General features: G+C 52.3%; 21 protein-coding genes. 13 read left to right on the top strand and 8 right to left on the bottom strand.

From position 1 onward, the window contains the following. Window positions 1-185 precede the first annotated feature (185 nt). From Pr1d_RS01430 to Pr1d_RS01405, 6 genes are all read left to right on the top strand, one after another. Window positions 186-3,209 carry a tetratricopeptide repeat protein gene (locus Pr1d_RS01430; RefSeq protein WP_148071844.1) on the top strand — a complete coding sequence of 1,008 codons (3,024 nt, stop codon included), beginning with the start codon at window positions 186-188 and terminating at the stop codon, window positions 3,207-3,209. Then, window positions 3,206-4,255 carry a tetratricopeptide repeat protein gene (locus tag Pr1d_RS01425; RefSeq protein ID WP_148071843.1) on the top strand — a complete coding sequence of 350 codons (1,050 nt, stop codon included), beginning with the start codon at window positions 3,206-3,208 and terminating at the stop codon, window positions 4,253-4,255. Before Pr1d_RS01430 ends, Pr1d_RS01425 begins: the two co-directional genes overlap by 4 nt. A 111-nt stretch (window positions 4,256-4,366) precedes the next feature. Continuing rightward, the gene (locus Pr1d_RS01420; RefSeq protein WP_148071842.1) at window positions 4,367-5,170 is read left to right on the top strand and encodes a MotA/TolQ/ExbB proton channel family protein; all 804 of its coding nucleotides are present in this window, start codon (window positions 4,367-4,369) and stop codon (window positions 5,168-5,170) included. 22 nt (window positions 5,171-5,192) lie between these two features. Further along, window positions 5,193-5,657 (top strand): ExbD/TolR family protein, encoded by a 465-nt coding sequence (locus Pr1d_RS01415; protein ID WP_148071841.1) that lies wholly within the window; start codon window positions 5,193-5,195, stop codon window positions 5,655-5,657. 115 nt (window positions 5,658-5,772) lie between these two features. Then, on the top strand, window positions 5,773-6,255 hold the full coding sequence (locus Pr1d_RS01410) for an ExbD/TolR family protein (RefSeq protein WP_148071840.1): 483 nt from the start codon (window positions 5,773-5,775) through the stop codon (window positions 6,253-6,255). A gap of 36 nt (window positions 6,256-6,291) precedes the next feature. Next, the gene (locus tag Pr1d_RS01405) at window positions 6,292-7,332 is read left to right on the top strand and encodes a 3'-5' exoribonuclease YhaM family protein (protein ID WP_148071839.1); all 1,041 of its coding nucleotides are present in this window, start codon (window positions 6,292-6,294) and stop codon (window positions 7,330-7,332) included. A gap of 99 nt (window positions 7,333-7,431) precedes the next feature. Here the strand turns inward: Pr1d_RS01405 and Pr1d_RS01400 are convergent, their stop codons facing one another. Genes Pr1d_RS01400 through rpmE form a run of 4 tightly spaced genes read right to left on the bottom strand, consistent with a single transcriptional unit; the run spans window position 7,432 to window position 10,543 of the window. Then, window positions 7,432-8,217: a DUF4261 domain-containing protein gene (locus Pr1d_RS01400; RefSeq protein WP_148071838.1), complete on the bottom strand. Its 786-nt coding sequence runs from the start codon at window positions 8,215-8,217 to the stop codon at window positions 7,432-7,434. Window positions 8,218-8,226: 9 nt separating this feature from the next. After that, on the bottom strand, window positions 8,227-9,117 hold the full coding sequence (gene prmC, locus Pr1d_RS01395; RefSeq protein ID WP_148071837.1) for a peptide chain release factor N(5)-glutamine methyltransferase: 891 nt from the start codon (window positions 9,115-9,117) through the stop codon (window positions 8,227-8,229). Window positions 9,118-9,164: 47 nt separating this feature from the next. Continuing rightward, a complete protein-coding gene (gene prfA / locus Pr1d_RS01390; RefSeq protein WP_148071836.1) occupies window positions 9,165-10,238 on the bottom strand; it encodes a peptide chain release factor 1 in 1,074 nt (357 codons plus the stop codon). 56 nt (window positions 10,239-10,294) lie between these two features. Beyond that, complete coding sequence (rpmE, locus tag Pr1d_RS01385) at window positions 10,295-10,543, bottom strand: 50S ribosomal protein L31 (RefSeq protein WP_148071835.1); 249 nt, start codon at window positions 10,541-10,543, stop codon at window positions 10,295-10,297. 254 nt (window positions 10,544-10,797) lie between these two features. Here rpmE and Pr1d_RS01380 point away from each other — a divergent pair, with 254 nt between their 5' ends. Together Pr1d_RS01380 and Pr1d_RS01375 are read left to right on the top strand one after the other, a co-directional pair. Then, window positions 10,798-11,142, top strand: coding sequence for an SdpI family protein (locus Pr1d_RS01380; RefSeq protein WP_148071834.1), 345 nt, complete (start codon window positions 10,798-10,800; stop codon window positions 11,140-11,142). A gap of 204 nt (window positions 11,143-11,346) precedes the next feature. Next, window positions 11,347-12,075, top strand: coding sequence for a lysophospholipid acyltransferase family protein (locus tag Pr1d_RS01375; RefSeq protein ID WP_148071833.1), 729 nt, complete (start codon window positions 11,347-11,349; stop codon window positions 12,073-12,075). Here the strand turns inward: Pr1d_RS01375 and Pr1d_RS01370 are convergent. From Pr1d_RS01370 to Pr1d_RS01355, 4 genes are all read right to left on the bottom strand, one after another. After that, on the bottom strand, window positions 12,041-13,012 hold the full coding sequence (locus tag Pr1d_RS01370) for a bile acid:sodium symporter family protein (protein WP_148071832.1): 972 nt from the start codon (window positions 13,010-13,012) through the stop codon (window positions 12,041-12,043). The genes Pr1d_RS01375 and Pr1d_RS01370 overlap by 35 nt on opposite strands. 18 nt (window positions 13,013-13,030) lie before the next feature. Next, complete coding sequence (locus Pr1d_RS01365) at window positions 13,031-14,932, bottom strand: tetratricopeptide repeat protein (RefSeq protein WP_148071831.1); 1,902 nt, start codon at window positions 14,930-14,932, stop codon at window positions 13,031-13,033. A 149-nt stretch (window positions 14,933-15,081) separates the two neighbouring features. Then, window positions 15,082-15,924: a 3-deoxy-8-phosphooctulonate synthase gene (gene kdsA / locus Pr1d_RS01360; protein ID WP_148071830.1), complete on the bottom strand. Its 843-nt coding sequence runs from the start codon at window positions 15,922-15,924 to the stop codon at window positions 15,082-15,084. Between the two features lie 671 nt (window positions 15,925-16,595). Continuing rightward, window positions 16,596-17,828: a VWA domain-containing protein gene (locus tag Pr1d_RS01355; RefSeq protein WP_148071829.1), complete on the bottom strand. Its 1,233-nt coding sequence runs from the start codon at window positions 17,826-17,828 to the stop codon at window positions 16,596-16,598. 299 nt (window positions 17,829-18,127) lie between these two features. On the opposite strand from Pr1d_RS01355, the gene Pr1d_RS01350 reads away from it, so the two are divergent. From Pr1d_RS01350 to Pr1d_RS01330, 5 genes are all read left to right on the top strand, one after another. After that, complete coding sequence (locus Pr1d_RS01350) at window positions 18,128-19,348, top strand: phytanoyl-CoA dioxygenase family protein (protein ID WP_168204996.1); 1,221 nt, start codon at window positions 18,128-18,130, stop codon at window positions 19,346-19,348. A gap of 41 nt (window positions 19,349-19,389) precedes the next feature. Continuing rightward, on the top strand, window positions 19,390-20,238 hold the full coding sequence (locus tag Pr1d_RS01345) for an SDR family NAD(P)-dependent oxidoreductase (protein ID WP_148071827.1): 849 nt from the start codon (window positions 19,390-19,392) through the stop codon (window positions 20,236-20,238). Between the two features lie 54 nt (window positions 20,239-20,292). Further along, window positions 20,293-21,027: an endonuclease/exonuclease/phosphatase family protein gene (locus tag Pr1d_RS01340; protein ID WP_148071826.1), complete on the top strand. Its 735-nt coding sequence runs from the start codon at window positions 20,293-20,295 to the stop codon at window positions 21,025-21,027. Between the two features lie 59 nt (window positions 21,028-21,086). Further along, window positions 21,087-22,559, top strand: coding sequence for a cardiolipin synthase (cls, locus tag Pr1d_RS01335; protein ID WP_148071825.1), 1,473 nt, complete (start codon window positions 21,087-21,089; stop codon window positions 22,557-22,559). 151 nt (window positions 22,560-22,710) lie between these two features. Continuing rightward, window positions 22,711-24,483 carry a DUF7453 family protein gene (locus Pr1d_RS01330; RefSeq protein ID WP_148071824.1) on the top strand — a complete coding sequence of 591 codons (1,773 nt, stop codon included), beginning with the start codon at window positions 22,711-22,713 and terminating at the stop codon, window positions 24,481-24,483. The last annotated feature ends 86 nt before the right edge of the window (window positions 24,484-24,569 follow it).

The raw sequence follows: 24,569 nt of genomic DNA, 5'->3' as shown, positions 1-24,569 counted from the left end.
TCCTATTGTCGTGGTATAAGCTCTCTAGTAAGTCTAGCCATGAACGTACTAATGACTGGCCACAACAGTCACACGCGATCTAATCCCTATAGTTTATCATACACCAGGCATACGTTTCCCTGCTGGTTTAGGGGATAACATTGTGTAAAATAAAACAGTCTACAGGAACAGATGAAAACTCTCACATGTACAATAGACTCATGGCTTGTCGAATACTTGGCTTCGCGATTTTTGTGTTGGTAGTCGGCTCTAATGCTGCACTGGCCGAAGATCGTGCGAGTGAATTTCTCGCAAAATTGCGCGAACGGGGCTGGTACGATGTCGCGCTGGAATATCTAGAGCATGCCACTGAAGACCCCTTAGCCTCACCCGAGTTTCTGCGTCGTGCAGATCTAGAAATTGCTATTGCACGCAGTGAAATAGCTCGCCGGACGATGAGTGAGAATCAACGGCAAGCGATGTTGTCTGAAGCAATCGAAGGGTTGCGCAGCTTTGCAGCGAATCATCCAGATTCTCCTGATAGTCTTGCTGCGCTAAGTGAACTTGGCAATTTGCTGGCAGATCAAGGACTGACGACATTAAAGAAGGCTGAACAATTAACATCGCAGGGAGGCGGTGAGCAACTTTTTGAGAAGGCGCGCACCTCGATGGAAGAGGCAGCCTTGATCTTGGAACAAGCCGAGAGTTCTATTACCCAGCGACTGGATACGCTGCCACGCGCTCGGCCGGGTCAATCCAATAAAGAAATCCTCAAACAGCAACAGGTATTGGAAGATAAGCAAGCCGAAGTTCGTTTCTTATTGGCAAATCTGAATTACGAAAAGGCGAGAACTTTTCCCCAAGATTCCACAGAGCGGCGAGAGGTACTGGATGTTGCCGCAGCTGGATTCAATAAACTACAAAAAGAATACGAAAACAAGCTAGTCGGGTTCTACGCCCAGTTGTACGAAGGGCGATGCTATCAGGACATGGGCAATTGTGGAGAGGCTCTAGAGATCTACGATCGACTCATGAGCCAGCCACTCGGACAGGCCGATTTTCGCAAATTGCTTTCCCGAGCCGTTCGCTATCGGGCGGAATGCCTACTTACTGCCGGCAATATCGATAAAGCCATCGAGGAGTGTCGTGACTGGCTCGATCGATCTCGCAACGAAGAACTTGAACAGACGGAGTGGCTTGCCGTTTCCTTCCTTCTGGCAAATGCCTACATACAGAAAATCGATGATGATGATGCGGATGGGAGTGTGAGCCGAATGCGCGCTGAGGTGCGCAAACTCCTGCGCGAAGTCGCGCGTCAACCGGGTGAGTTTCAGAACGAAGCTCGGGCTGCGCTAGCTCTTTTGGCCGGTGGCGGAACGAAACCGGTTGAAGTAAAGGGCTTTGCTGAAGCTTTTGCTGCGGGCAAGTCGGCAATCGAGCAGCTGGGCTCGGCTCAACTCGCGGCGAAGTTGGCTGTCAATAATAACCCCGATGCGGTCTCCGATCTGAAGCAGCAAGCTGACGATAACCGCACGGCTGCCATTGGCTATTTCGAGGCGGCCCTCAAGTTTGATGAGGCAGATGTCTCACAGGAAGATTTGGTTGCGGCACGATACTACTTAAGTCGATTGTATTGGGAAGGAGGTCGCACCGACGAGGCTGCAGAACTTGGGCTAGAAATAGCGGAAAAACATCCCGACAGTCCCTTCGCCCCCACTGCTGCTCAAGTGACCTTGGCTGTCTACGAACGGCAATTTCTTGAGGCACAAACAAAGAAGAACGTAGACGAAATTGCCAAGGCAAGTGAGAAACTCCGTCAAATTGCTGAGTTGATTGTAGATCGCTGGAACGATTCTCCTGCCGCTGTGACGGCAACCAACTTATTGATTTCTATCGCGATGCGGGAGAACCAATTTGATGAAGCAGATAAACTGCTAGCCAATTTGCCTGCTGAATCTCGTGGCATGGCGAGTCTTGGCTTGGGTGGTTCGCTCTGGACCCGTTATTTGCAACTTTCTGCGGAAGGTAAGGAAGATGCAAGTGCAGAGGATCTCAAGTCAAATGCCGCAGTTTTGCTGGCCGAAGGATACCAGTCGCTTTCGAAGAATTCTCAGGTTAGTCTTTCTCAAGCCGCAGACGTGCTGTATTACGTGCAATTGCTATTAGCCAGTGGCGATGTGACCCGTGCACTTGCAGTCTTAGAAAATCCTGGAGTGGGGCCACTTGCCCAGCTTGATAGAGAGGAGTTTGCCAGTAGTTCGGCCTTTGCACTGGAAACTTGCAAGGCAGCCTTACAAGTCTATTTGTCGGTCGATCCGCCGCTGGAGAAACAAGCCATCGCCATGATGGAGCGGTTGGAAGATGCTACTGGTTCCTCAGCGCAGGCCCAAAGACAGCTTACCGGAATGTATGTGAGTCTAGGGCTGCAACTTCAGAAAGAGATCAAAGCGCTCACCGCGAGCGGAGATCAGGACAAGGCTCGCAGAGTAGCCGCAGCATTCGCGAGTCTGATAGAAAAGATAGCAGAGAGAGGGGAATCGCAGAGCTGGTCGGTTCGGACTTGGCTTGCTGAGACGAGCCTGCAGCTAGGAGATAGCCTTCGCGGTGCTGACGCGAAACGCTACATCGAACAGGCAGAGAAGGCCTACCGCAGTCTCTTGGCGGATGCCGAAAAAGATCCCAAGAGTGCACCGAGTGAACTTGCTATCCTGGCGGTGCATAAGAAATTAGGAGAATGTTTATTGTCACAAGGGAAATTCGCACCGGCCGTCGAGCAATTTTCGGCAGTTCTCGCCGACAAGCCCAACATCCTCGAACTTCAGCGAGCGGCTGCTGAGGCACTTCAACAATGGGGATCCACCGAGTCGGACCCAAAGAAGCTTGATGAAGCAATTCAAGGTACTCAACCGCAGGCAGACGGTAAGAACCTCATATGGGGTTGGCTCAAGATGGCCAAATTCGCCGACTTGGCCAAGCGAAATGCTGCTGCGCAGAATAATCCTGCTTCATCAGCCAAAGCTGCGAAGTTTTATGATCTGTATTTCGATGCCCGCTTTCATGCCGCCGAGGCTAGGCTGGCAGGTGCCAATATGGCTAGCGGTGATCAGCGTGCCAAGCAATTGAACACAGTTCGACAGAGTATCGAGACTCTGAAACAACTCTATCCAGACCTAGGCGGGCCCGTTTGGCAGCAAAAGTTTAACTCCCTATTGAAAGAGGCCCAACAATGAGACTACTCCACCAACCAGTAGTTCTGCTGTGCCTGTCTGTCATTGCGGGGACTTTTCTAGCATTGCCCGCAAAGGCACAAACGGGGATCGACCGTGTTCAGCGTCGAAATGGGATCGACTCTGGCGAGATCATCAAGACGACTGCGCTGGGGGTAACGATTTCCAAAGGAGGTGTCACCAGTGAAATACCTGCTGAAGAGATTCGCATCATCTCATTTGCGGGGGAACCGCCACAGTTCAACTCGATTCGTAGGGCAATTGGCCGGGGCCGGTTCGACTCCGCACAAGAATCTTTGGCGAAACTTGATTCCAACGACATGGTTCGCCCTGAGATTCGCCAGGAATTTCAATTTCTCAATATAGTCTGCCAAGGAAACTTGGCCCTGGCCGGTAAAGGAAATCTCAAGGAAGCTATTGCTGCTGTTGGTAGTTTTCTCCTGGATAACCGCACTAGTTACCATGTGCCGGAAGCGATCGAACTGCAGGGAGACTTGTATCTGGGCGCGGGGGAACCTGCTACGGCGCAAAAGAAGTATGAAACTCTGGCGAAAGCTCCAGCGGCGTACTACAAAGCTCGGTCGGCATTCTTGGTCGGTCAACTAATGCAACGTGAGGGAGTCCCGTCCGGAGCAATCGAACAATTTGATGCTGCCTTGGAATTTGCCAAAGATAACCCAGCCTCTGAGGAACTGATCACAATCGCCTCACTCCAGCGAGCAGTCAGTCTCTCAGCGACGGGAGAATTGGAAGAAGGTCTGGAAACGATCAAGCGGACGATTGTCTCGGCTCCCAGCGACGACACGCAACTGCTGGCTCAAGGGTACAATGCCTTGGGTAATAGCTATCTCGCTGTAGATAACCCTCGTGCAGCTCGCGATGCTTTCCTGCATGTTGATTTGCTCTTTCCAGACGATCCTGACGAACACGCTGAAGCCTTGTATCATTTGGCAATAATCTGGAAGCGAATGAATCAGCCCACTCGCGCGGCCGATGCCGAGCAGCGCTTGAACGACGAGTATCCAATGAGCCGCTGGACAGGACGTTAAGATGAACCGATTAGGCGAAAAAGGCTGAGGAATTAATCGTGGCGAGAATCAACTCAACACGGTAGATTAGAGTTCCCCTAATAACTCCCTTAACTTGGAGCATTCTAGACCATGCAATTGGCCAACAACACTTTACTTTTCTCTCAGCGCGGCTGGCGCCGGTCTGTTTACGCCCTTGTTTCATTGGCGGTGTTTGTTTCTTGTTTCCAGTTTCCGCACGCATCAGCACAAGAAGCCGCTGCCACAGGAGACACCGTGGTATCAGAACCCACTGTCAAGCAAGTGAGCTACCTACAAAAGGCTGCAAGTTCCCTGGGATGGTTCTTTGGGCTAGTGTTCCTTGGACTTTCGCTCTCGCTGGTAGCACTGTTCGTGATGAACCTGATCACAGCTCGCAAAGAGAACGTGATCCCCAGCACGCTTGTCGAAGGGTTTGAGAAGGAACTCGACGCGAAGCAATATCAGCAAGCGTACGATTTGGCCAAGAGCGATGAATCTTTCCTGGGTCACGTTCTCTCGGCTGGGCTGTCAAAGGTTTCCGTAGGCTATACGCAGGCCATCGAAGCGATGCAAGAAGTTGGCGAAGTAGAAAACATGCGAATGGAACATCGGCTTAGCTATCTCGCGTTGATCGGCTCACTAAGTCCTATGATCGGGCTATTGGGTACTGTGAGCGGAATGATCAGCTCCTTCAAGATTATTGCTAACACAACCGCCGGCGCTCCAAACCCCCAAGATCTGGCCGAAGGTATTTCAACGGCCCTGTACACGACTCTTGTAGGTCTGGCTTTGGCGATCCCCGCTCTGGCCGCGTACAATCTGCTGCGTAACAAGATGGCCAGATTGGTGCTTGAGGTTGGAATTGTTAGCGAAGGCCTCATGAGTCGATTCCAAAAGCAGCCTACTCAGCCATAGCAGTCGTCGGAGTACTATATCGATGCGCATCGAGTCGAGGGGACCGCACGGAATCGTAGAGGGGGATCTGACCCCTATGATCGACATGGCGTTTTTGCTGATCGCCTTCTTTATGTTTGTGATCAATTTCTCAGAAGTCGAACAAGATCAGCGAGTCACTCTGCCGGCTAGCGAACTTGCCCGCCCTCCCGAATCGCCCTATGAACAGCCATTGACGATCCATATCACCGACGACGACCATTTCATTTACGGTGGTAAAGAGCTCGTGACTATCGGAGCCCTCCGTTCGGCTCTCTTGCAGGAAACGCAGATCATCAAGCGATTGACAACCAAGAACATTGGTGATGTCACGATAATTGTCCGTGGAGACGAAGATGCCAAGACGGGCATGGTCCAGCGCGTGATCCAGATTTGTCAGCAACTCGGTTTCGAGAAATTCGCCCTCCGCGGCAAGCAAAGCGACATCCGAACAATTCGTGGGGAATGAATGCGGAATTCCGATGGCTTAGCCGCGTCCCGAAGGGGAACACGAAGTGACTAACTACTTACAATGAACTAATTCTACCGGAAGCTTACGCAACCGGCTTGCCAGATTATTCAAAATGAAATTTCGTAACACAGATCACCGTGAGCATATTGTCTTGCAGATGACGCCGATGATTGACATCGTGTTTCTATTGATGGTGTTCTTTGTGTTTACGTTTAAAATCGTACTGCCCGAAGGGGACTTCAATATCCGTATGCCCTCGGCCCAGACCAGCACAGCCAGCGCCGTGAGCGAGACGCCGCTCCTGCGGGTTCGGCTGCGGGCCACTCCCGAAGGAGAACTAGCTCGTGTGCAGTTTGGAGATGTGGCGCTCGACGGGGATACCCCTTTCTATCATCTGCAATCGCGAATCCGCAGCCTCATCGGCGACGACGCGGGGCCCGGCTCCTCGGACCAGGAAGTGGAGATCGATGCCGACTACAATCTAAAATATCGCTACGCCATGAATGCGATCACCGCCATAACTGGCTACATGGACGACAATGGTGAGCAACACAAGCTTGTGGAACGAGTACGATTTGCCCCACTGAGTGAATAAGGTTGAGTGAAAGATTCCGCTCGAAAGGTCTTGATAATGTCTAACGCCCAAACTTCTCTCTTTGATGGCGGGGACGTATCCTCGTCGCTCACGCCACTTTCTGAATTGACCAACGGGCAGGAGGCCGATTTTTTCGCCCTGCTCTCGGCGAAAGAAGAACTGACCACCAAGAACGGCAAGCCCTACTACAAGGTGGCTTTTCGTGATGCCCATCGCGAGGTGAGTTTTCCGATTTGGAATGACACAAGCTGGGCGACCGTCTGTCGCGACCAATGGACGGTCGGCGAATTCTACAAATTACGGGCACTCTATCGGGAAACCGATTATGGCCCGCAGTTGGAGATCCGCAAGATTCGTGTCGTCGTCGAGGCGGATGCGGCAGAGGGTTTCCGCCCGGAGATGTGCTTGCCGAGTTCGAGGTTCGATCCACACGAGATGTACGAGGAGCTAATCGCGCTTACCAAAGACCTGATCGAAGACACAGAGGTCTCGACCTTTGTGCAGGCGATACTCGAAGAGTATCAGGTGACGTTGCTCACTCTCCCAGCGGCCAAATTCAATCACCATGCCCATGTCGGCGGGTTTCTGGAGCATGTGTTAAGTGTGGCTAAGACGTGCGTGTACTTTGCAGATAAGTATGCCGAGCTGTATCCCGAAATGGAATTAGACAAGGATCTGGTGATTGCGGGCGGAATATTACATGATATTGGCAAAGTTCGCGAACTCAGCACGACCCCCGCCGGTGCCGAGTACACCCCCGCCGGCACCCTCATCGGCCACATCCTGCAAGGCCGCGACATCATCCGCGAGACGGCCGAGGAGAACACGATCTCGGATGAGAAATTGTTGCGGCTTGAGCACATCATCGTCGCCCACCAACGGCTCCCTGAATGGGGCTCTCCGAAACCCCCCATGACCCCCGAAGCCTTGATCGTCCACCACGCCGATGACCTTGACGCCAAGCTACAAATGATGGCGATGGCCCTCGAAGACGACACCACCGAGGGACCGTTTACGAGTAGTCGTAATCCTCTTCGGCAGAAGATATATCGTGGGGGTGAGGCCGAAGAAGCGTAAGCAGACGAGCCTGAAGCAATCCCCGGCGAGCCAGAAGCGTTAGTGCCTGGAGCAGTTGCCGCAAGCTCCAGACGCTTACGCTTCTGGCTCGCATGAGTCTCAATCAACAGATGACTGAAACTCCAACTGGATCACATCCAACTCGGGATCGAACATCGATTTACCTAGATGGGCGACGGCTTGTACTTCTTCGGTCAGGCCAACCGTGTCTCCTTCGTTGATCTGCTTCTGCTTGCAGAGTTGGTAGTGGGCCACGTTGTAGGCGTATTCGAGAAGCGTTTGAGGCTCGCCTGTGAAGTTGGCAACTTCCAACTCGGTCTTGCCGAGTGCTTCCATTCCGGTGGTGTATAGTCGGCAGCTGTCGTCGCTCTCACGCTCCACGCGAAAGTCGATCCACAAGAACAACGGCAGGTCTTGCGGAGTAAGCTGAGTCGCCTGTTCAAGGAAAGCCTGAGTGGGATGGACCAATCGGCCCGGTCCCCAAAACACGCCCTCGGCTGCAGAAGAACCCAGCAATCCACCTACCAGTTGAGTGAGTGCGATGCTTTTTTCGATCGACTTGCTTCCCTCATCCACCAATGCCACCAGCAGATGGGCCTGGTGATCGCGGAGGGCCTCACTTGCCGTTGGCCAGTACCACGCCGTTGCACATGGGCCTTCCAATTGCGATGGAGGGACGGGTCGGGGAACCAGAGTCACCGCCGCCGTGTACTCGCCAATGGTACAAGTGAATAGATTGTCGGTTGAGCCAGCCACTTGCAATGTTGGTGGATTCGCAAAATTCTCGCCAATGAACTTGTTGACATTGTCGAACTTGGGTAACTCAGATTCCTTGAGCATCACCAGCGCGATCCAGCGAAGAGGATCTTGGACTGCTTTATCCATAAGTATCACCTACTTTCTCTTGGCTTGCACGACTCGCGAAAGGCCGGCAATATCTTTCAACGTTTCGTGAAGCTCCAAGCTTGGGTTTTGTGAAATAAGTTCCTCCACGCGATTTGCATTCGATGAGCCCACTTCCAGCAGCAACCATCCCTCGCTGCAAAGGTACTTGGGAGCCTGAGCTATGAGCCGCTCAATCACCTGCGTTCCCTGCTCACCACCATCAAGCGCCAGGTGCGGCTCATGTTCGCTCACATCTCGGGCCAACTCCGCCATCTCGGTCGATGAGACATATGGGGGATTACTGACCACGATTGAGAATTGCTCCTCTGCAGGTAAGGCCTCCAGCAAGTCGCCAGTGAGAAAATCGATCCGCTCGGCAACGCCGTGCTTCCGAGCGTTGCGCTGGGCGACCGCCAGGGCAGTCGGACTGATTTCGATTGCGGTCACAAGACAGTTTTTGAGATGCGTGGCCAAGCAGATGGCAACAACGCCGCTCCCAGTCCCCACGTCGGCAATTCTGAGAGTCTCTGCTGAATCTACTTCCTTAACCAGATCGAGGGCGCGAATCACCAGTTGCTCGGTCTCAGGACGTGGAATCAACACGTCGGGGGTTACTTCAAAACTGAGCGAAAAGAATTCGCGTTGCCCAACCAGATAGGCAACCGGAGTACCTGTTGCGCGTCGACTTACCAGCTCACGAAAAGTCGTGCGGACGGACTCCGAAGGTTCTTCGTCGAATGCTGTGTAGAGTTCTATCCGCTGGCAGCCACGGGCGTGGGCCAGCAGTACCTCGGCATCCAGCCGTGGGCTGTCAGCACCCTTGCCGCGCAGAAAGTCGGTTGTCCAGGTTAATAGGCGCCCAATGGTCCATGGCTCGGCAGTAGTTTGCTCGTCGGCCAATTGCTTGGATTCTCCTAAGAGTTGAGTTTACGCTTCTAGCTTGCGCATTATTCGTCTGCGCCAAAGGCATCGCGGAGCTGCTGGCGGTCGTAATCAACCAGGGCATCGGTGACCGGCTGCATGTTGCCGGCGATCACCTGATCCAGTTTATAGAGTGTCAGCCCAATGCGGTGATCTGTGATACGATTATCAGGGAAATTATAGGTTCGAATTCGCTGGCTGCGGTCCCCGGAGCCGACCAGCGTCTTGCGTTCATCTGCCCGCTTTTGATCTTCCTCTTCCCGTTTCGCTTCATAGACCCTTGTTTTCAATACTCGCAGAGCCTTGGCAAGATTCTTGTGCTGGCTTTTTTCATCCTGACATTGAACCACGATGCCAGTTTCATGGTGAGTAAGTCGGACTGCCGACTCAGTTTTGTTTACATGTTGACCGCCGGGGCCACTCGCACAGAATTTATCGAGCCGATAATCATCCGGGGATATAGTGATCTCAAGGTCTTCTGGCTCCGGCATCACTGCCACGGTTGCCGCAGAGGTGTGGATGCGGCCCTGTGTTTCAGTCTGGGGAACGCGTTGGACTCGATGTCCACCACTCTCGTACTGTAGCTCACGATAGATGCCCTCCCCTTCCAACGCCAAAGTGATGTCCTTGAATCCACCCAACTCAGTAGGACTGTGATCAAGAACCTCGATCTTCCATCTCTTTGCCTCGGCGTGGTGCTTGTACATCTCGTATAAATCACGAGCAAACAGGGCCGCCTCATCACCGCCGGTTCCAGCACGGATTTCCATCACACAACGGGTGCGATTGGCATCAGCTCCCCCAAGAGTGAGCTCAAGCAGTTCGTTCCAGAGTTTTTCCCGTTCGTCGATGAGCGTGGGAAGTTCCTGTTCTGCAAGCTCCCTCATGTCGAGGTCCTCCCCCTCGATCATATCACGAGTCTCTACGATCTCGTTATTGAGCTGTTTGAAGCGGCGATACTTGGTCGCCAATTTTGCGAGAGAGCCATGTTCGCGCGCCACAGCGGCCATCAACTGAGAGCTGGCCATGACCTCGGGATCGGACATCTGCTGCTCAAGTTCAACGAAGCGAGCAAGCTTTTCTTCTAAGAGGTCGCGCATGGAAGGGGCTGGAGTTTAGAGACTAAAGGTTAGGAAAGACAAATCCATAACCCCAGCTACTTCTTGTCGTCCTTAGCCTTTTTCCCTTTGCCGAGGCTGGCGTAACCGGCCTTGGCAAACTTATTCTTGAATTTCTCAATGCGGCCCGCCGTATCGACGAACTTAAGCTTGCCCGTATAGAACGGATGGCAGGCACTGCAGATATCGACCTTCAGTTCCTCGCGGACACTGCCCGTCGTAAACGTGTTGCCACAGCCACAGGTGACCTTGGTCTCAAAATATTTAGGATGAATGTCTGTTTGCATCGTACTTGCTCCCGGCTTGACATCAGTATGTGTCCGCCTGGTCTATCACAGTTTCCGTTGAGGAACGATTTTGAATTACACATAATACAAGTACTATGTCGAATAGACAAGGGCCGAGAATCGCCATTTTCCGCGAGCAAGTACCTCAATTTCTTGGATTTAGAGCCAATGAACTCAAATCGATAAATTGCAGACTCGTATAGAAACAACATGGGTTTTCCTGCTCAGCCTGGCCATAGTAAAACTATCTCACCATGCAACAAGTCGATCCCGCTACCGCCATCCTGTTCGTCTACCTGGTCGTCGGGGGGGTGCTGGTCGTGTTGGGGGTGCCTCTCTACTTCGGCAAAGTGCCGCCGAATCGGGTGTATGGGTTCCGTACACGCTCGACTTTGGCGGATTCCCAGAAGTGGTTCGCTGTGAATCGTGTGACAGGAGGGTGGATGGTGCTGATAGGGACTGCGGTCGCGGGAGTTGCTACCTGGGTCGCCCGATTGGGCTTTGGCGTGCAACAGGCTGCGCTCACCGATCTTGTCGTATTTGCCGTTGGGATGGGAGCGATGATGGTGCATAGCACATTGGTGCTGTGGCGAAAATAGGAGTGGATGCTATACTCATCGCCAATTAGAACTCTATTTTGGTAGCCATGGCCGAAAGGCCATCGTACTTACGAGAGCATCAACTATGGTTTTCTGGCCATGGCTAACTTTGATGAAAACAGCCGAACACTAGTCGAAAGTTAATCCTTGCTACATTCTTTGCGATTCGGCCTTCGAGTTTTTGCTTTCCTAGTAAACACGGTTGTGTGTTGGATCTTCTTTGAATTCAACCTACTATTCGTCGGCAAGCGAAACCGAATTCGAGTGATCAATCGTTGGGTGCCGCGCTGGGCAGGAATCAATCTGTGGATATTCGGTGTCCATGTCGAAGCACACAGTCATTCGGATGACAGCGGCAAGTTGGTTCACGGATGCGATGAAGATGGTCGAGGCCGTATTTTTATTGCCAACCATCGCTCGGGGATGGATATTCCCGTCGTGCTGGCCACGGTCGAGGCCCATTGCATCAGCCGCCATGACGTGGCTAGTTGGCCGGTCATCGGCTTTGGTGCCCGGCGCATTGGTACGCTGTTCGTCGACCGCACTTCCCGCCGTAGTGGTGCAGCCGTCTTAAAGGAAGTCGCACACGTCGTGGAACGGGGCGAAGCGGTTGCTATGTTCCCTGAAGGGACCGCGTATCCTGGCGATGAAGTTCGCCCGTTTCACAACGGAGCGTTCAATGCTGCCCGACGCTCGGATTCTCAAATCTTGCCGATGGGGATCGCTTATGACAACGACGCGGCCTACTTCGAGGCAGAGTCGTTCATGGCCCATATCAAACGCATCGCAGGGCTCAAGCAACTACGAGTGGCTGTTGAGATCGGCGCGCCCTTGGAATACGAAGGTTTGCAGACCGCTGAGATCAAGGACCTTGCTCACCAGCGCGTGCAGGACCTCGTCAATCAGGCGCGTGCTCGGCTACAAGATCGCTGACTTGGTAGCGCCCTGCAAGTAGTGTGTCGATCAGCAATTGTTCGATGTGATAGGCAAGCATCGGCAGGATGGCCAACCCGCCAAATTCCAATGCGATCGCCAGCCCGACCATCAGGGTCTTTTGGCTCCCTGAAAAGGCCACTGCCAGCGAGTCAGTTGGCGAATATCTGAGCCACCCCCCTGCCCGATATCCCAAGAACCAAGCTACCACATGCACTGTGGCTGCCAGGACCATCATCAATGCAATTTGCCCAGTAATCCCGGCCAGTTTTCCATGCAGTGCTGTAAGCTGCATTCCTGCATGAACGGCGCCCAGCAACACAATTGACAGTAAGCCCGCCTGAGCCAGGATACTCAACAGGGGCTTTTTCTCGGTGGCGAAACGCGAGACCCCTGGGATCAATCTCAATAGCTGGGCAACCATAATCGGCAACACCACGATTAACAAAAGCTTGATTGCCATTTCAGAAAAGGGTTCGGTCTTGCTTACCCGCCCGATGATAAACCACACCCAAGCAGGAGTAACTAGAAAGCAAGCCAGATTCGTGACGACGGTTACCATGATGCTTATCGCTTCGTTGCCCCCGGCCAATCGGGTCCAAACCGTGGCAGACGCGATAGTAGAAGGGACTGCGGCAGCAATCACGAGACCAATTGCAAGTTCCCCCTTGAGCAAAAAACTTAACGGCCAGGCTAAGAGGGGGACGACTATGGCATTGATGGCCACGGCAAGAAAGGCAGGTCCCGGGCGACGCACCGCGTTCCACATCGCGTCGATATGCAGAGGCAGCGCCATGAGCATGAGTACCACGGCGATGACCCAGTTCTTGGGAATCGCGAAGGCAAATCTGGAGCAGGCATAAGGAAATGCCATTCCAACGAGCAGCACGATTCCCAACAAGATAAGGAACCAGTGGCGTTTCCAAAGGTTGATCATCGCGCAGCGGTTCCGATCTCAGTCTGCGGGTGATTTATCCGGCTTCTCGGTAGCAGTGATTCTGCGTGCACGGAGGAGATTGCCGAATCGTTGTGGTGATTGATCGGCTTCCAAGATTTCGATGGCTTCCTCATTTCGACCAAGTTGTTCCAACGTGCGTGCCAGATTGTAATTGGCACCCGGGGTCCAAAACCCATTCGAGTGGGCTTCCAACGTTCGCCGCCGAAACCAGTCTTCCGCCACCTCAAATTTACCTTCGTCGTAGCTCAACAGGCCCAGCCAGTAGCTGGCCGAGTATTTGATTGCTCGATAAATCATCTGTTTGCTGGCGTCAAACTGGTCAAGCACCGCGTCGGGAGTGCGAATGTCGCCATTTTGATATTGCTGTAATGCTTCTCGGTGACCCAGTCGCGGTTGGGCCAGCGGATCGTCCTGCTGGGAGACAGGAATCGGCTTCGTGCCTTGAAAATGCAGCACGCGTGCTTTCCAAAGACGTGGCCGTTGTGAAAACGCCAAGACTTGCTGGGCTGCCAATTCGCGCTGAGGTCTCTTCATCGATTCTTCAGCGAGCCGCTCTTCATAGGGATACGCCCACAATTTAACTTCGGCGATGTTCTCTAGTTTCTTAAGTGCTTCAGGGAGCCCCCTGGGGGGAGAACTTAGCACGACAAAATCTTCCCCTTGAAGGGCATTTTGTAAGGCTGCAGCCCTCCGTGAAAGTTGTAGTGGCGTGGCTACGACGCTCGCTGTGATGTGACTTAAATCCTCTTTGGTGTAGGGGTAGAGATACTCGTCAGCCAGGTCCAGATTTCTCAAGAGACTAGGGTCAGCGATCACCTCGCTCAGCGTAGCGACCTGTTCAGCCTCCGCATCCAGAATCGGTAGTCCAAGGCGAGTATCAAACAAGTAGAGCTCGCCATCGACCACCAGTGCAGGGAGCCACCACTTGGGATCTTTCCCCTCTTCATTGACTGAGAGCATTGCGACATCAAGTTGTTGCTCGAGGCAGAGGCCTGCAAAGACCCATGCACGCATCTCTGCTGACCCGTGGCCGTACATGAGTGCTTGCCACGGCTGGTGAACAAATCCTGGCTGATCGGATTCGTCGAGTTGAATATTGCGAATCGTCCAATCGAACAATGCTAGAGCGATATCTACCTTTTCGTACGCATCTTTCTTAGCCCAATTTCCGATATCACGGAGCCAGATCGCCTCCTGGAGGGAGCGGACATCTGCCAAATCGAAGAGCCCTTCGCGGAGTGCCTTTGGGGTGACTAGAGGAGCAATTGACTCCGCGTCTCGAATATTCTGCGGTAGAGTGTCAATTAAATCGCTCGGCTGCCAGTCGACTTGATCCGCCTTTAAATTGCGGAACCACTGATTTACACGATCCGTCAACTGCACTAGCGCAGTTTCGTCGGGAGTAGGCTCCCAGGCGATAGCTGGTCTGCGTTGGCGAATATAGCGTGTTAGCCGCAGGCGAATCTCGTTCATTCGCCGATCAGAAAAACGCCAGATCTCGATTCGATGAGGTTCAGGCACGGGGCCACTAAGAGAGACATCCAGGATCAGTGCATTTTGGGAGTTGTTTGTATCGAGTCGCCTTACGGGCAGTTCGACATAATCCACCTCGACACCACCGCCATGTTCGAAACTCTCTTCGTCGTAGTCAATAAAGTAGCGCACGATGTCGCCTGCTTGAACATGCAATCCTCGGAAGTTCCCATTGCCGGCAGGAACGGAGAGATAGTTGTAGCCTCCCTCCGGGTCCTGGGGATTCACGTCGAGCGTTGCCAATACTTCCTTGCCGTCTGCGCTAGTAGAATCATCGAGAATCGGCACTGGGGGAACGAGGTCGAGAACCGTCTCGTCGGGCAGTGCGTTGAGTGTTTTGGCGACGGTCTCCAGGAGCACCGACATGTTATCCTGTCGAGCTTGCGACTGCCTGCCTGCCGATCGCCCAAGCCTTGAGCGCGAAGAACTATCATTGCAACTGACAGCAGCCAAGAGGCCAACGACCAAGACGATTGCGCCAAATATTATGATGTTGTTTCTATTCACTCTGTCACTCACTCAATTTGGGCGGTCGCTTGCCTAATGGCCACGAGACGTCGCATAACCGACTCAATCTGGCACAGAGGAATCATGTTTGCACCGTCGCTTGGTGATTTGTCGGGGTCAGGATGGGTCTCTGTAAATAATCCTTCCGCACCGACTGCCATTGCTGCGCGGGCTAAAGGTTCTACCATCGCGCGATTGCCACCCGTTGCTCCGCCAAGCCCGCCAGGCTCTTGGACGCTGTGGGTCGCGTCAAATACGACGGGCACTCCGAAGGACTGCATCTGGGGAATGGCTCGCATGTCGTTCACCAATCTACCATACCCGAAAAAAGTTCCTCGTTCGCAGAGCAAGATGTTTTCACAACCGGCATCTGCAAGTTTGGCAATGACAAATTGCATATCGCCAGGGGACATGAACTGGCCCTTCTTCACGTTAACCGCCTTACCAGTATGAGCAGCAGCAACCAGGAGATCTGTCTGGCGCGCGAGGAAGGCAGGGATTTGCAATAGGTCGCATACTTCCCCCGCAGCGGAGGCTTGCTGCGATTCATGGACGTCGGTCGTAATAGCCAACCCGGTAGTCTGGCCGATATCATGGAGAATCTTTAGCCCGTCATCGAGTCCTGGGCCACGATAGGAACTGCTGCTGGTACGGTTGGCCTTGTCGAAAGAGGCCTTAAATATCAACTGAACCGACAACAGGCGAGCCACACGCTGCAACTCCTCGGCAATCTCTAGTGCCGAATCTCTACTCTCCAGCACGCACGGCCCTGCAATCCACAGTAGCGGTTGATCTCTTCCGCACAGAAGAGGACCTATTTGGGAGGGGTAATTGGGCACTGTAGATTCCATTGGGGGCGAGGGTGACTGAAGTCTGGAGCAATATAACCGCATTTCTTGATACGAACTACGCACTCTGAGTGTTTGAAGCGGAGCCTCCTTTCTATGAGAAACTAACGTACAAGAACGTCTCGATTTGAGTTTTCCTGCTTTTTCCACCCCATTGGAATACCTGATCAACTTGTAAATGAGAGAAGGCGCACTACTTGTCGTAAGTCCAATGCAAGAAACTGGTTGCAAACAAGTCACTTCTCTGTTTGTCTCGATGTGAGACAAGAAATGCTCACAATAACGAATTCTCTCAGTACTGAGAAATTAGGAGGCATTATTACCCATTTCCGGAAGAAATGTGGCGTTTTGCCCAAGTGATTTTGCCTATCTTATGGCAGCTCTACAAGGGAAAACAGAGTCCAAATGAGGAGCGTTGTCTCACGCTAAGTCTTTTGGTGTCAGTTGGTTAGGGCATTGAACCGTGGCCGGACAGAATTGGTGGATAGGATATCGGCACGATGTGTGCATTCTAAAAGGGTCGGTTCGAGAAGTCCTCCGACTCGCCTCGAGCCTCTCCTTTACTGGCCCGCGGGGTCTCGGACGAACTGTGGTGTGTCGGTGCAATTGCCCCTGACCGACCTATCAAGTCAATGTGTATTTGGCTCGTCCGAGACCCGCTTTTTTTGCGCCAGCTAACGTTTTCCCCAACTGCTCCCTACATTGCGGCCCCAGATGTCTCCGGGTTCCTTATCGTGGTAGGGACGTTTCTTCCTGAGAGCAGCGTTCTTGGCGGCAGCGGAGATTTTCACCGCACGAAACTTCCCGTAATTGGCCTCTGCCACTTGTTGCAGCTTTTCGGCTGCTCTCCCCTTCTCACCGGTACCCATCCCAAATGTGTGAATCGGAAAGCGACGTCCTTGAGGGTTGAGCAAAAAAGTAAGCCTCCGCTGATCGCGCGTTTGATCCAAATCGCCATCCGTTAGGAGATAGACCACATCGGGACGTATGAGAGTGGCCGCCTCAATCGCATTGTCTACGACATTTCCCTGACAGAATTCTACCGTATCGAGCCATCTGCGCAATTGTTCCTTAAACCGATCATTAGCTGGAACGAATCGCTGAACCGGATCGGGATAAAAAAGCGGATATAGCGAGTCGCTATAGAAAATTACATAGAACTCTTGTTTGTCGCTGAGTGATTCGACACTCTTCATCAATTCGTCTATGAGTGTTTCCAGTTCGCCGCTTCGCATACCTCCCGAGTTGTCGACGACGTAAACGATTCGCCGCCCCTCGACTTTCGTCTCAAAGAAAGTGGCCGTAAGCTTTTCCTTGGCAGGGAGCATTTCGCTGAGCGCGTTGCCGCGTGCGCCGAACAATCCAGACAATTCTCCCAACCCAAGATTTTCTGAACCAGAAAGGTTTGACATATCTGCCAGCGCTACCTCGGCACTCAGTTCGCTGGCCGATATCTGGGATGCTTCTTGTATTTCACTGGCCAATTGATTCACATCGGACTCGATCTCTTCCAGGGGATCAAACTCAATCTCCTGAAGTTCGACGTCCTCTTCAACGAAAGCTTCCGATTCCAGGGATAGTGTAAAGTCAACCTGCGGATCGAATGCGGAGAACGTAAAGTAGGCCAAAAATAAAATGAATAAGACGTGCAAAAACAAGCTAGCCGCCCAGGAAGGAAACTTCTTACGTCCCTGCTGAGAGGACCTTTTCGCCGCTATCTGAATTCGAGGAACGCTGGCCGTTGCTTGTGGTTCTTCGAGAATATTCGAGAAGACTTGCGGTCCCACTTGCTGAGGTTGAGCCGTGCACGGATGTGAGCCATTCTTCGAGTATGAGCCACCGTCAATCCGCAGCTTTTTCCCAGCAGTCACATCGAACCGAAAGGATTCCAAGTCTTCTTCCGACACAGCCTGACCTGATTGAGAAATATCAGCCCGGGGCCGTAATCGGCGTTGGATAGAATGAGAATCTTTCTGAGCAGAATTCGGAACCATGACAACCGACTAGCAAGAGTGCGAATGTAAGCTACTGGTGCCTCTTCACAGTACCTTCGCATCACTGACCCGATTGTAGCAGCACTGCTAGCAGCAAGGAAATCATTCCTCGTGGTTTTTTGTTCTTTTTTTGGTACAAGCTACCGGCCAATACGGCAGGAATCACTATGGAAACGAATTTTCTACACCTCAGAACCACGAATATCCGAAGAATGTTCTGTAGTAGTATCCCGCAGGTTTCTCAACCACTCGTGGGAAAAGACCCTAGTCTTGGCCACCAGGCCAACGCTGGGAAGCTCCTTTCCATCGTGCATTTGGTCGCCATCTCTATGAACATGCATCCGAAACTTCGACCCCTTTGGCAGCGGGCCTTGATCCTTCCTGCACTGACTTTCTTGTTTGCCTACAAGGCACTTCACCTGCCTCGCAGAATTCTTCCTCGCGATCTTAAGGCGATCGTCAAGAACTGGCACTACTCGATGTTTTGGACCCTCATAAAGAGCGGCCTCACGCAGGCCTATATCGATGAGCCCTGCACCTTCGATATCACTGGCAAGCATCTACCCAAGGCACAGGTCAATCCGGAGTTCCGCATGACGGAGGCGGAGTTTGATCAGTTTCATCGGGATGGGTTCATCGGACCTTTTGATGCTTTTAGTCAAGAAGAGATGGCACAACTCCGTAAGGAGATGCTTGCTGTCGAAAAAGAAAAATCACAGACTTATGGTTTTGTCACGCCGCGCGATCGACATTTGGAATCGGCCCGACTGTGGGAATGTATGAATCATCCTGCAATTGTGGAACGCGCTGCCCAGTTGCTTGGGCAAGATTTGCTTTGTTGGCGAACGCAGCTTTTCTATAAAGGCCCCGGTGCCCCTGCGATCCAATTCCATCAAGCCAGCACTTTTATGGTCGAGGACTATCTCGACCCGGCAATCTACCCGCCACGTACTGATGAAATGTTTCAGCTCACCGTTTGGGTCGCAGTCGATGATGCGGTTCCAGAAAATGGCTGCATGCAATTCATTCGCGGCTCGCATGACCGGATTCACAAGATCAAATTCGGAGGAGATGAAGGATTCTATAACGCCAATTTCTCACTTGATTTCGATCGTGATCCCGAGCGAGTCGTAACCATGCCCGTCAAATCAGGGCAGTTTATCATTTTCACGGAACGATGTATTCACGGTTCGCCGGCTAATATCACCGATCGATATCGACTGGCATTCAACCTGAGAATTGTGCCGACCAATGTTCCGGTACTTACCGGGAAAGAAAAATACCGCTCCGTCTACAATGGGGGCAAATACCTTCTGAACAACTGGGGGGTGGCACTTTTGAGGGGCGAAGATCGTCTTCAACTTAGCAAGACCGTAGTTCCGCCGAGGCTACAACAGAATTCGACAGAAGACTGCTATCGCGCGGCGGCGTGATAGTCTACTAATCAACTCGTCTGACAATTAGGAGACCGCACATGCAAGACTTGCACAACAAGATTGCACTCGTGACGGGGGCAGCCTCAGGAATCGGCCGGGCGATCGCTCTGCGATTAGCCGAGGAAGGTATGCATCTCTACTTGGTCGATATCGACTCTAGTCAATTGGCAGAGGTAGTAAGCGAAGCTCGACGTGCAGGTGTCATTTCCGTGGGCCGCCAGTGCGACGTCGGCAATCTTGAGCAGATCAACACAGTCGTCGAGTATGGGCTCACTCGCTGGGGAAAATTCGACCTGTTAGTGAACAACGCAGGCATTACGTATTTCGGACAAACCGATGAGATGAGTGCCGAGCACTGTGAGAAATTGTTGGCAATCAATCTGCATGCTCCTATGCATATCACTCGTCTCTTACTTCCTACCTTACTGTCACAGCCTGAAGCCCACATACTCAATGTTGCGAGCTTTTACGGGTTGATTGGAACGCGCAGATTGGCGGCCTACACGGCTAGCAAATTTGGATTGGTAGGCTTTGGGGAATCTCTGCGTGCAGAATATGCTCGAACAGGTTTAGGAGTTACTACTCTTTGCCCAGGTTTTGTCGATACGAAATTGTTCGCGACGGCACCCCGAAGTGAATCTCGTCCTTTCTCAAAACAACCACCTGCCTGGATGCTGACATCACCTGAGAAGATTGCCGACCGGGCAATTCGGGGTATTCTCCGAAACGATGCTTTGGTGGTAACGCAGTCCTATGCCAAGCTGGCCTATTTCGCCAAACGCTTTTTCCCTGGGGTGATCGATTTTGCCAATCACCTGAGTCGTAAACGCTTTGGCAAGCAGACGATTCCACCACCCACAGAAGAGGAACGTCGCAACGCCGCGTAAAATTTGTCTTTGCCGTCCTGGTTATCCTGGGTTGCTCCTGGTTATCATTGCGGCATGCAATTTCGCGTAGTTACTTACAATATCCACAAAGGAATCGGCGGGCGGGATCGCCAGTACCGACCTGAGCGGATTATCGAGACCCTGGCCCACTTAGAGCCTACGATAGTTTTCTTGCAGGAGGTCGATGAAGATGTTCCTCGATCCAACCGCCATCATCAGGCAGAAATGCTGGCTGAGGCGCTCGACCTGCATCACGTGGCCTATCAGCGCAATGTTCATCTAAAACAGGGCTGTTATGGGAACGCCATCTTGAGCAGAGTTCCCTTGAAAGATGTTGAAAACTGTAACCTATCAGTTCCATTGAAGAAACGTAGGCAAGCCCTTCTGGCTCGTTGCAAACTTTCGATCGGAGAACATACACGTTCACTGCTGTTGGCGAATATGCATCTGGGATTGGCCGGACCTGAAAGAACGATTCAACTAAAAAAGCTTCTCAAACACCATTTGCTGGCCAACGCTCATAGCGAAACACCGATTCTCGTGGGTGGTGATTTCAACGACGTATGGGGAAGGCTGGGGCGAAAGGTCTTGGAACCGGTCGGCTATCGCAACGCAGGGGGGATGCATCGCACCTTTCCTGCACTCTTTCCGATGCGGCCGCTAGACCGCATTTACTACCGCGGGCCGCTTCATGTGCATCATGCGTATGCCAGTCGCACGGCACTAGCCCGCGTAGCGTCGGATCATCTACCACTCGTAGTGGAATTTACTCTAGGAGACAAAACATGACCTTTGATTGCGACAATCTCCACTCTTCGTAGACTCCTACTCATGTTATCCTAACTGCCATGCTCGAATACCTCAAACAATCACATTGGCCTGTGTATCTGCCGCTTTTCCTAATCCACTTAGCACTCCAGGTCATATTGGCTCTGCGTGTCGTCATGCGAAGGAGGCCGGTCGGAGAAACGTTGGCGTGGGTTCTGATAATCTTTGGTCTGCCTGTTGTAGGTCCCGCGTTGTATATCATGATGGCCGAACTTAAATTGGGCCAACACCGCATAGGGCGATCAACAAAGCTCTTGGCACCGTTTCGCAACTGGCTCGCTGAATTGGAGCACCGCTTCGAGGATCATCCATTGCGACTTCCTATAGAGCATGAACAACTCGCGCACCTTGGCAAGCGGACACTCAATATGCCCGCTCTCCCTGGCAACCAGATTGAACTCCTTGACAATTGGCAAGCCGTGTTCAAGCATTTGATTGCCGACATTGATGCGGCAATAAGTACTTGTCATCTGGAATTCTACATTTGGCATTTGGGTGGTGAGGCAGATAGAGTTGCTGAGGCGTTGGTTCGTGCAAGTAAGCGTGGGGTTGACTGCCGTGTACTTTTGGATGCCATGGGGAGTCGGACCTTTCTGCGGAGTCCTCTTGCCGCTGAAATGAAGGATGCGGGCGTACAAATTCAAGAGGCACTCTCTGGGGGCCTCTTGCGGATGGCTTTTGTGAGAATGGATATTCGCTTGCATCGCAAGATCGTGGTTATTGATGGAAGAACAGCTTATACGGGAAGTTTGAATCTGGTAGATCCCCGCTATTTCAAGAAGGATTCTGGAGTTGGACAATGGGTCGATGCAATGGTCCGATTACAGGGTCCAACTGTCGAACCCCTCGCCATTACATTTCTAGGGGATTGGTACGTCGAATCCACGGAACAACTTGAAGATTTGCAGAAGAATGGGGACGCATTGCCTCAGCCAAGAATCGCTGAGGCTGCCGTTCAAGTTCTGCCGTCGGGGCCAGGCCATGCTAGTGGTTCAATCGAACAGGTACTCGTAACGGCTGTCTATGCAGCCCGCAAGGAATTGATACTTACAACCCCCTACTTCGTTCCGAACGAATCAATGCTGATGGGAATGGTATCGGCAGCCGAGAGGGGCGTCAAAGTGATACTCATCGTTCCAAAGATAGTAGATTCCCATCTCGTTCGTTATGCGAGCCAGGCATTTAAGGGAGACTTGCTCAATGCCGGAGTTCGGATCGCAAACTTTACTGGGGGACTCCTGCATACAAAGAGCGTGACAGTCGACGGCGAACTTAGCCTCTTTGGCTCGCTGAATCTCGACCCACGCAGCTTGCGGATTAATTTTGAGATATCGCTGGCAATTTATAACCAGGAGTTTACAGCTCGGCTTCGGGAATTACAGCAGCAATACATAGACCAGTCTGAGCTGATGGACTTGGCGACCTGGGAGAGCCGTCCTGCCAAAGAGCGTATAGCAGAGAATTTCGCCCGTCTTGCGGGGCCATTGCTGTAGGACACATGTGTCCATCAGGGCTAATTGCAGAGTATTTTCAAGAATTTTCTGGTAATTCTCGAATTAATTTGCACCCCTAGTTCGCCCCAGATAAACTGACACCTTCTGAAGCAAGCCAACTTTTGATTCTGAGCACCTGGAGTTCCCTATCATGCGCTGGACGTCTTTTCTAGTATTGTCACTTGTCGTGCTTTCTTCACACTCTCACGCCACAATTGGCACGATCGTCGTTAGCGGTGGTGATGCTGCTGAAATTGCCGGTGCCAAGTTTGATTCGTTTACCCTTGCGAGCCTCAATTCCAGCGGTCATGCCACCTTCGTGGCGACTTTACAAGAAGCAGTGGGAGGAGTTTCGACAACCAATGATCAGGTGCTTTACACATTCGAAGGTGGACTTTCACTGAAGGCTCGTGAGGGAAGCGGAGGGGTTCCGGCCATCGCAGATGCTAATTTCAGTGACCTTGTGGATGTGGCCATTTCTGACAGTGGTGATGTGCTTGTGAGAGCCACTCTAGCTATAGGCCCAGGAGATGTTACTAGCAGTTCGAATCAAGGTCTTTGGCGTTTCTTGACAGGTGGCAATCAACTCTTGGCCCGTACGGGCGTCGGGGACACGCCAGGCGTAGCCGGAGGGCAGTTCAAGAAGATTCCCAACTTTATTCGAACGACTGAGAACGGCGACTCAGCATTTTCAGACCAGCTGGTTTCAGGCGGAACGATTACCTTAGCGAATGACATTGGTATTTGGTTCTACCAAGGCTCAACGGGCTCACTTATTGTAAGGGAAGAAGTTTCCCAGGTTCCTGGTATTCCTAGTGCGACTTTCTCGACCTTGGGTATCCCGAGCATCAACAACAATGCCCAAGGGACGGCACGGGCGACACTAAAGCACGATGCAACACTTGGCATCGATTCCAGCAACCATGTCGGTGTCTGGAAATACACAGGCAGCAGTGGTGAGCTAATAGCGCGCCAAGCAGTAGGCAATGCACCAGAAACAGGAAATCCTTTCAGTTCTTTCGGTCATCCCGTCATCAATGATTCGGGACAAGTTGCCTTTCGTGCCGAATTGACGTCAGGCAGTGGCGGACTTTGGAGATACACGACCTCAGTAGGTGAATTGGTCGCGCTAGCTAACACTGACACCGTCCCCGAAGTACCTAATGCTAGTTTTTCCACATTCGACGAACCTCGATTTGCGGACAACGGGGCATTAGTAGTACACGCTGAACTGAATTCTGGTCCAGGTGGGGTGAATAACGGGAACAATTCTGGAATCTGGCGTTTCACGTCCAGTGGCAATCATCTCTTAGCTCGCACGGGAAGTGGCGGAGTACCTGGACTCCCAGGAGCCAACTTTTCAGATCTCGGGGCGTACACCGCTAACGCAAACGGCAGTGCCGTCATTGCGGCAACTCTGGAAATGGGACCAGGAGGAGTTGGTTCGGACGACTCGGGAATCTGGCTCTACCCCGCCACAGGAATCCCTGAGCTCATTGCTCGCAAGGGAGATCAACTCGCCGGTCGGATTGTGGCCGGTTTGAGTTTGCTTTCAAATGATTTATTTGGCCGACCAGTTCGAGGATTTAACAATCAGAACCAACTTCTATTCCATGCTGAGTTTACAAATGGGGATGAGGGACTATTTCTGTTCACGCCCGGCGGGGGTAGCAGCGCGGATTTCAATGGGGATACCTTTGTCGACGACACGGATCTAAGTACCTGGCAATCGGCCTATGAATCCACTACAGCAGGAGATGCGGATGGCGACGGTGATTCCGATGGGGCCGATTTTCTTGCTTGGCAGCGCCAATTCACTGGATCTGGCGCGGCTGCTTCCAATCTGAGCGTTCCCGAACCAACCGGGGTTTACTTGGCACTTGCTTTCTTGGGCTTGCTCGTCCCACGTCGCATTTCCGGTTGATCAGTAATCTCGGAACAAAACGTGCCACTCTCCCCCAAACCCCTGGATTGTGCTTACAATGCGCAGGGCGCCGATAAAACGCTAAC

Source organism: Bythopirellula goksoeyrii (assembly GCF_008065115.1).
Lineage (GTDB): Bacteria > Planctomycetota > Planctomycetia > Pirellulales > Lacipirellulaceae > Bythopirellula > Bythopirellula goksoeyrii.
This window is presented reverse-complemented; position numbering and strand designations above follow the sequence as displayed.

Coding starts and splice junctions, on each gene's coding strand:
- Pr1d_RS01430 (WP_148071844.1), top strand. CDS start 186: ATGTACAATAGACTCATGGCTTGTCGAATACTTGGCTTCGCGATTTTT.
- Pr1d_RS01425 (WP_148071843.1), top strand. CDS start 3,206: ATGAGACTACTCCACCAACCAGTAGTTCTGCTGTGCCTGTCTGTCATT.
- Pr1d_RS01420 (WP_148071842.1), top strand. CDS start 4,367: ATGCAATTGGCCAACAACACTTTACTTTTCTCTCAGCGCGGCTGGCGC.
- Pr1d_RS01415 (WP_148071841.1), top strand. CDS start 5,193: ATGCGCATCGAGTCGAGGGGACCGCACGGAATCGTAGAGGGGGATCTG.
- Pr1d_RS01410 (WP_148071840.1), top strand. CDS start 5,773: ATGAAATTTCGTAACACAGATCACCGTGAGCATATTGTCTTGCAGATG.
- Pr1d_RS01405 (WP_148071839.1), top strand. CDS start 6,292: ATGTCTAACGCCCAAACTTCTCTCTTTGATGGCGGGGACGTATCCTCG.
- Pr1d_RS01400 (WP_148071838.1), bottom strand. CDS start 8,217: ATGGATAAAGCAGTCCAAGATCCTCTTCGCTGGATCGCGCTGGTGATG.
- prfA (WP_148071836.1), bottom strand. CDS start 10,238: ATGCGCGACCTCTTAGAAGAAAAGCTTGCTCGCTTCGTTGAACTTGAG.
- rpmE (WP_148071835.1), bottom strand. CDS start 10,543: ATGCAAACAGACATTCATCCTAAATATTTTGAGACCAAGGTCACCTGT.
- Pr1d_RS01380 (WP_148071834.1), top strand. CDS start 10,798: ATGCAACAAGTCGATCCCGCTACCGCCATCCTGTTCGTCTACCTGGTC.
- Pr1d_RS01370 (WP_148071832.1), bottom strand. CDS start 13,012: ATGATCAACCTTTGGAAACGCCACTGGTTCCTTATCTTGTTGGGAATC.
- Pr1d_RS01365 (WP_148071831.1), bottom strand. CDS start 14,932: ATGTCGGTGCTCCTGGAGACCGTCGCCAAAACACTCAACGCACTGCCC.
- kdsA (WP_148071830.1), bottom strand. CDS start 15,924: ATGGAATCTACAGTGCCCAATTACCCCTCCCAAATAGGTCCTCTTCTG.
- Pr1d_RS01350 (WP_168204996.1), top strand. CDS start 18,128: ATGTTCTGTAGTAGTATCCCGCAGGTTTCTCAACCACTCGTGGGAAAA.
- Pr1d_RS01345 (WP_148071827.1), top strand. CDS start 19,390: ATGCAAGACTTGCACAACAAGATTGCACTCGTGACGGGGGCAGCCTCA.
- Pr1d_RS01340 (WP_148071826.1), top strand. CDS start 20,293: ATGCAATTTCGCGTAGTTACTTACAATATCCACAAAGGAATCGGCGGG.
- cls (WP_148071825.1), top strand. CDS start 21,087: ATGCTCGAATACCTCAAACAATCACATTGGCCTGTGTATCTGCCGCTT.
- Pr1d_RS01330 (WP_148071824.1), top strand. CDS start 22,711: ATGCGCTGGACGTCTTTTCTAGTATTGTCACTTGTCGTGCTTTCTTCA.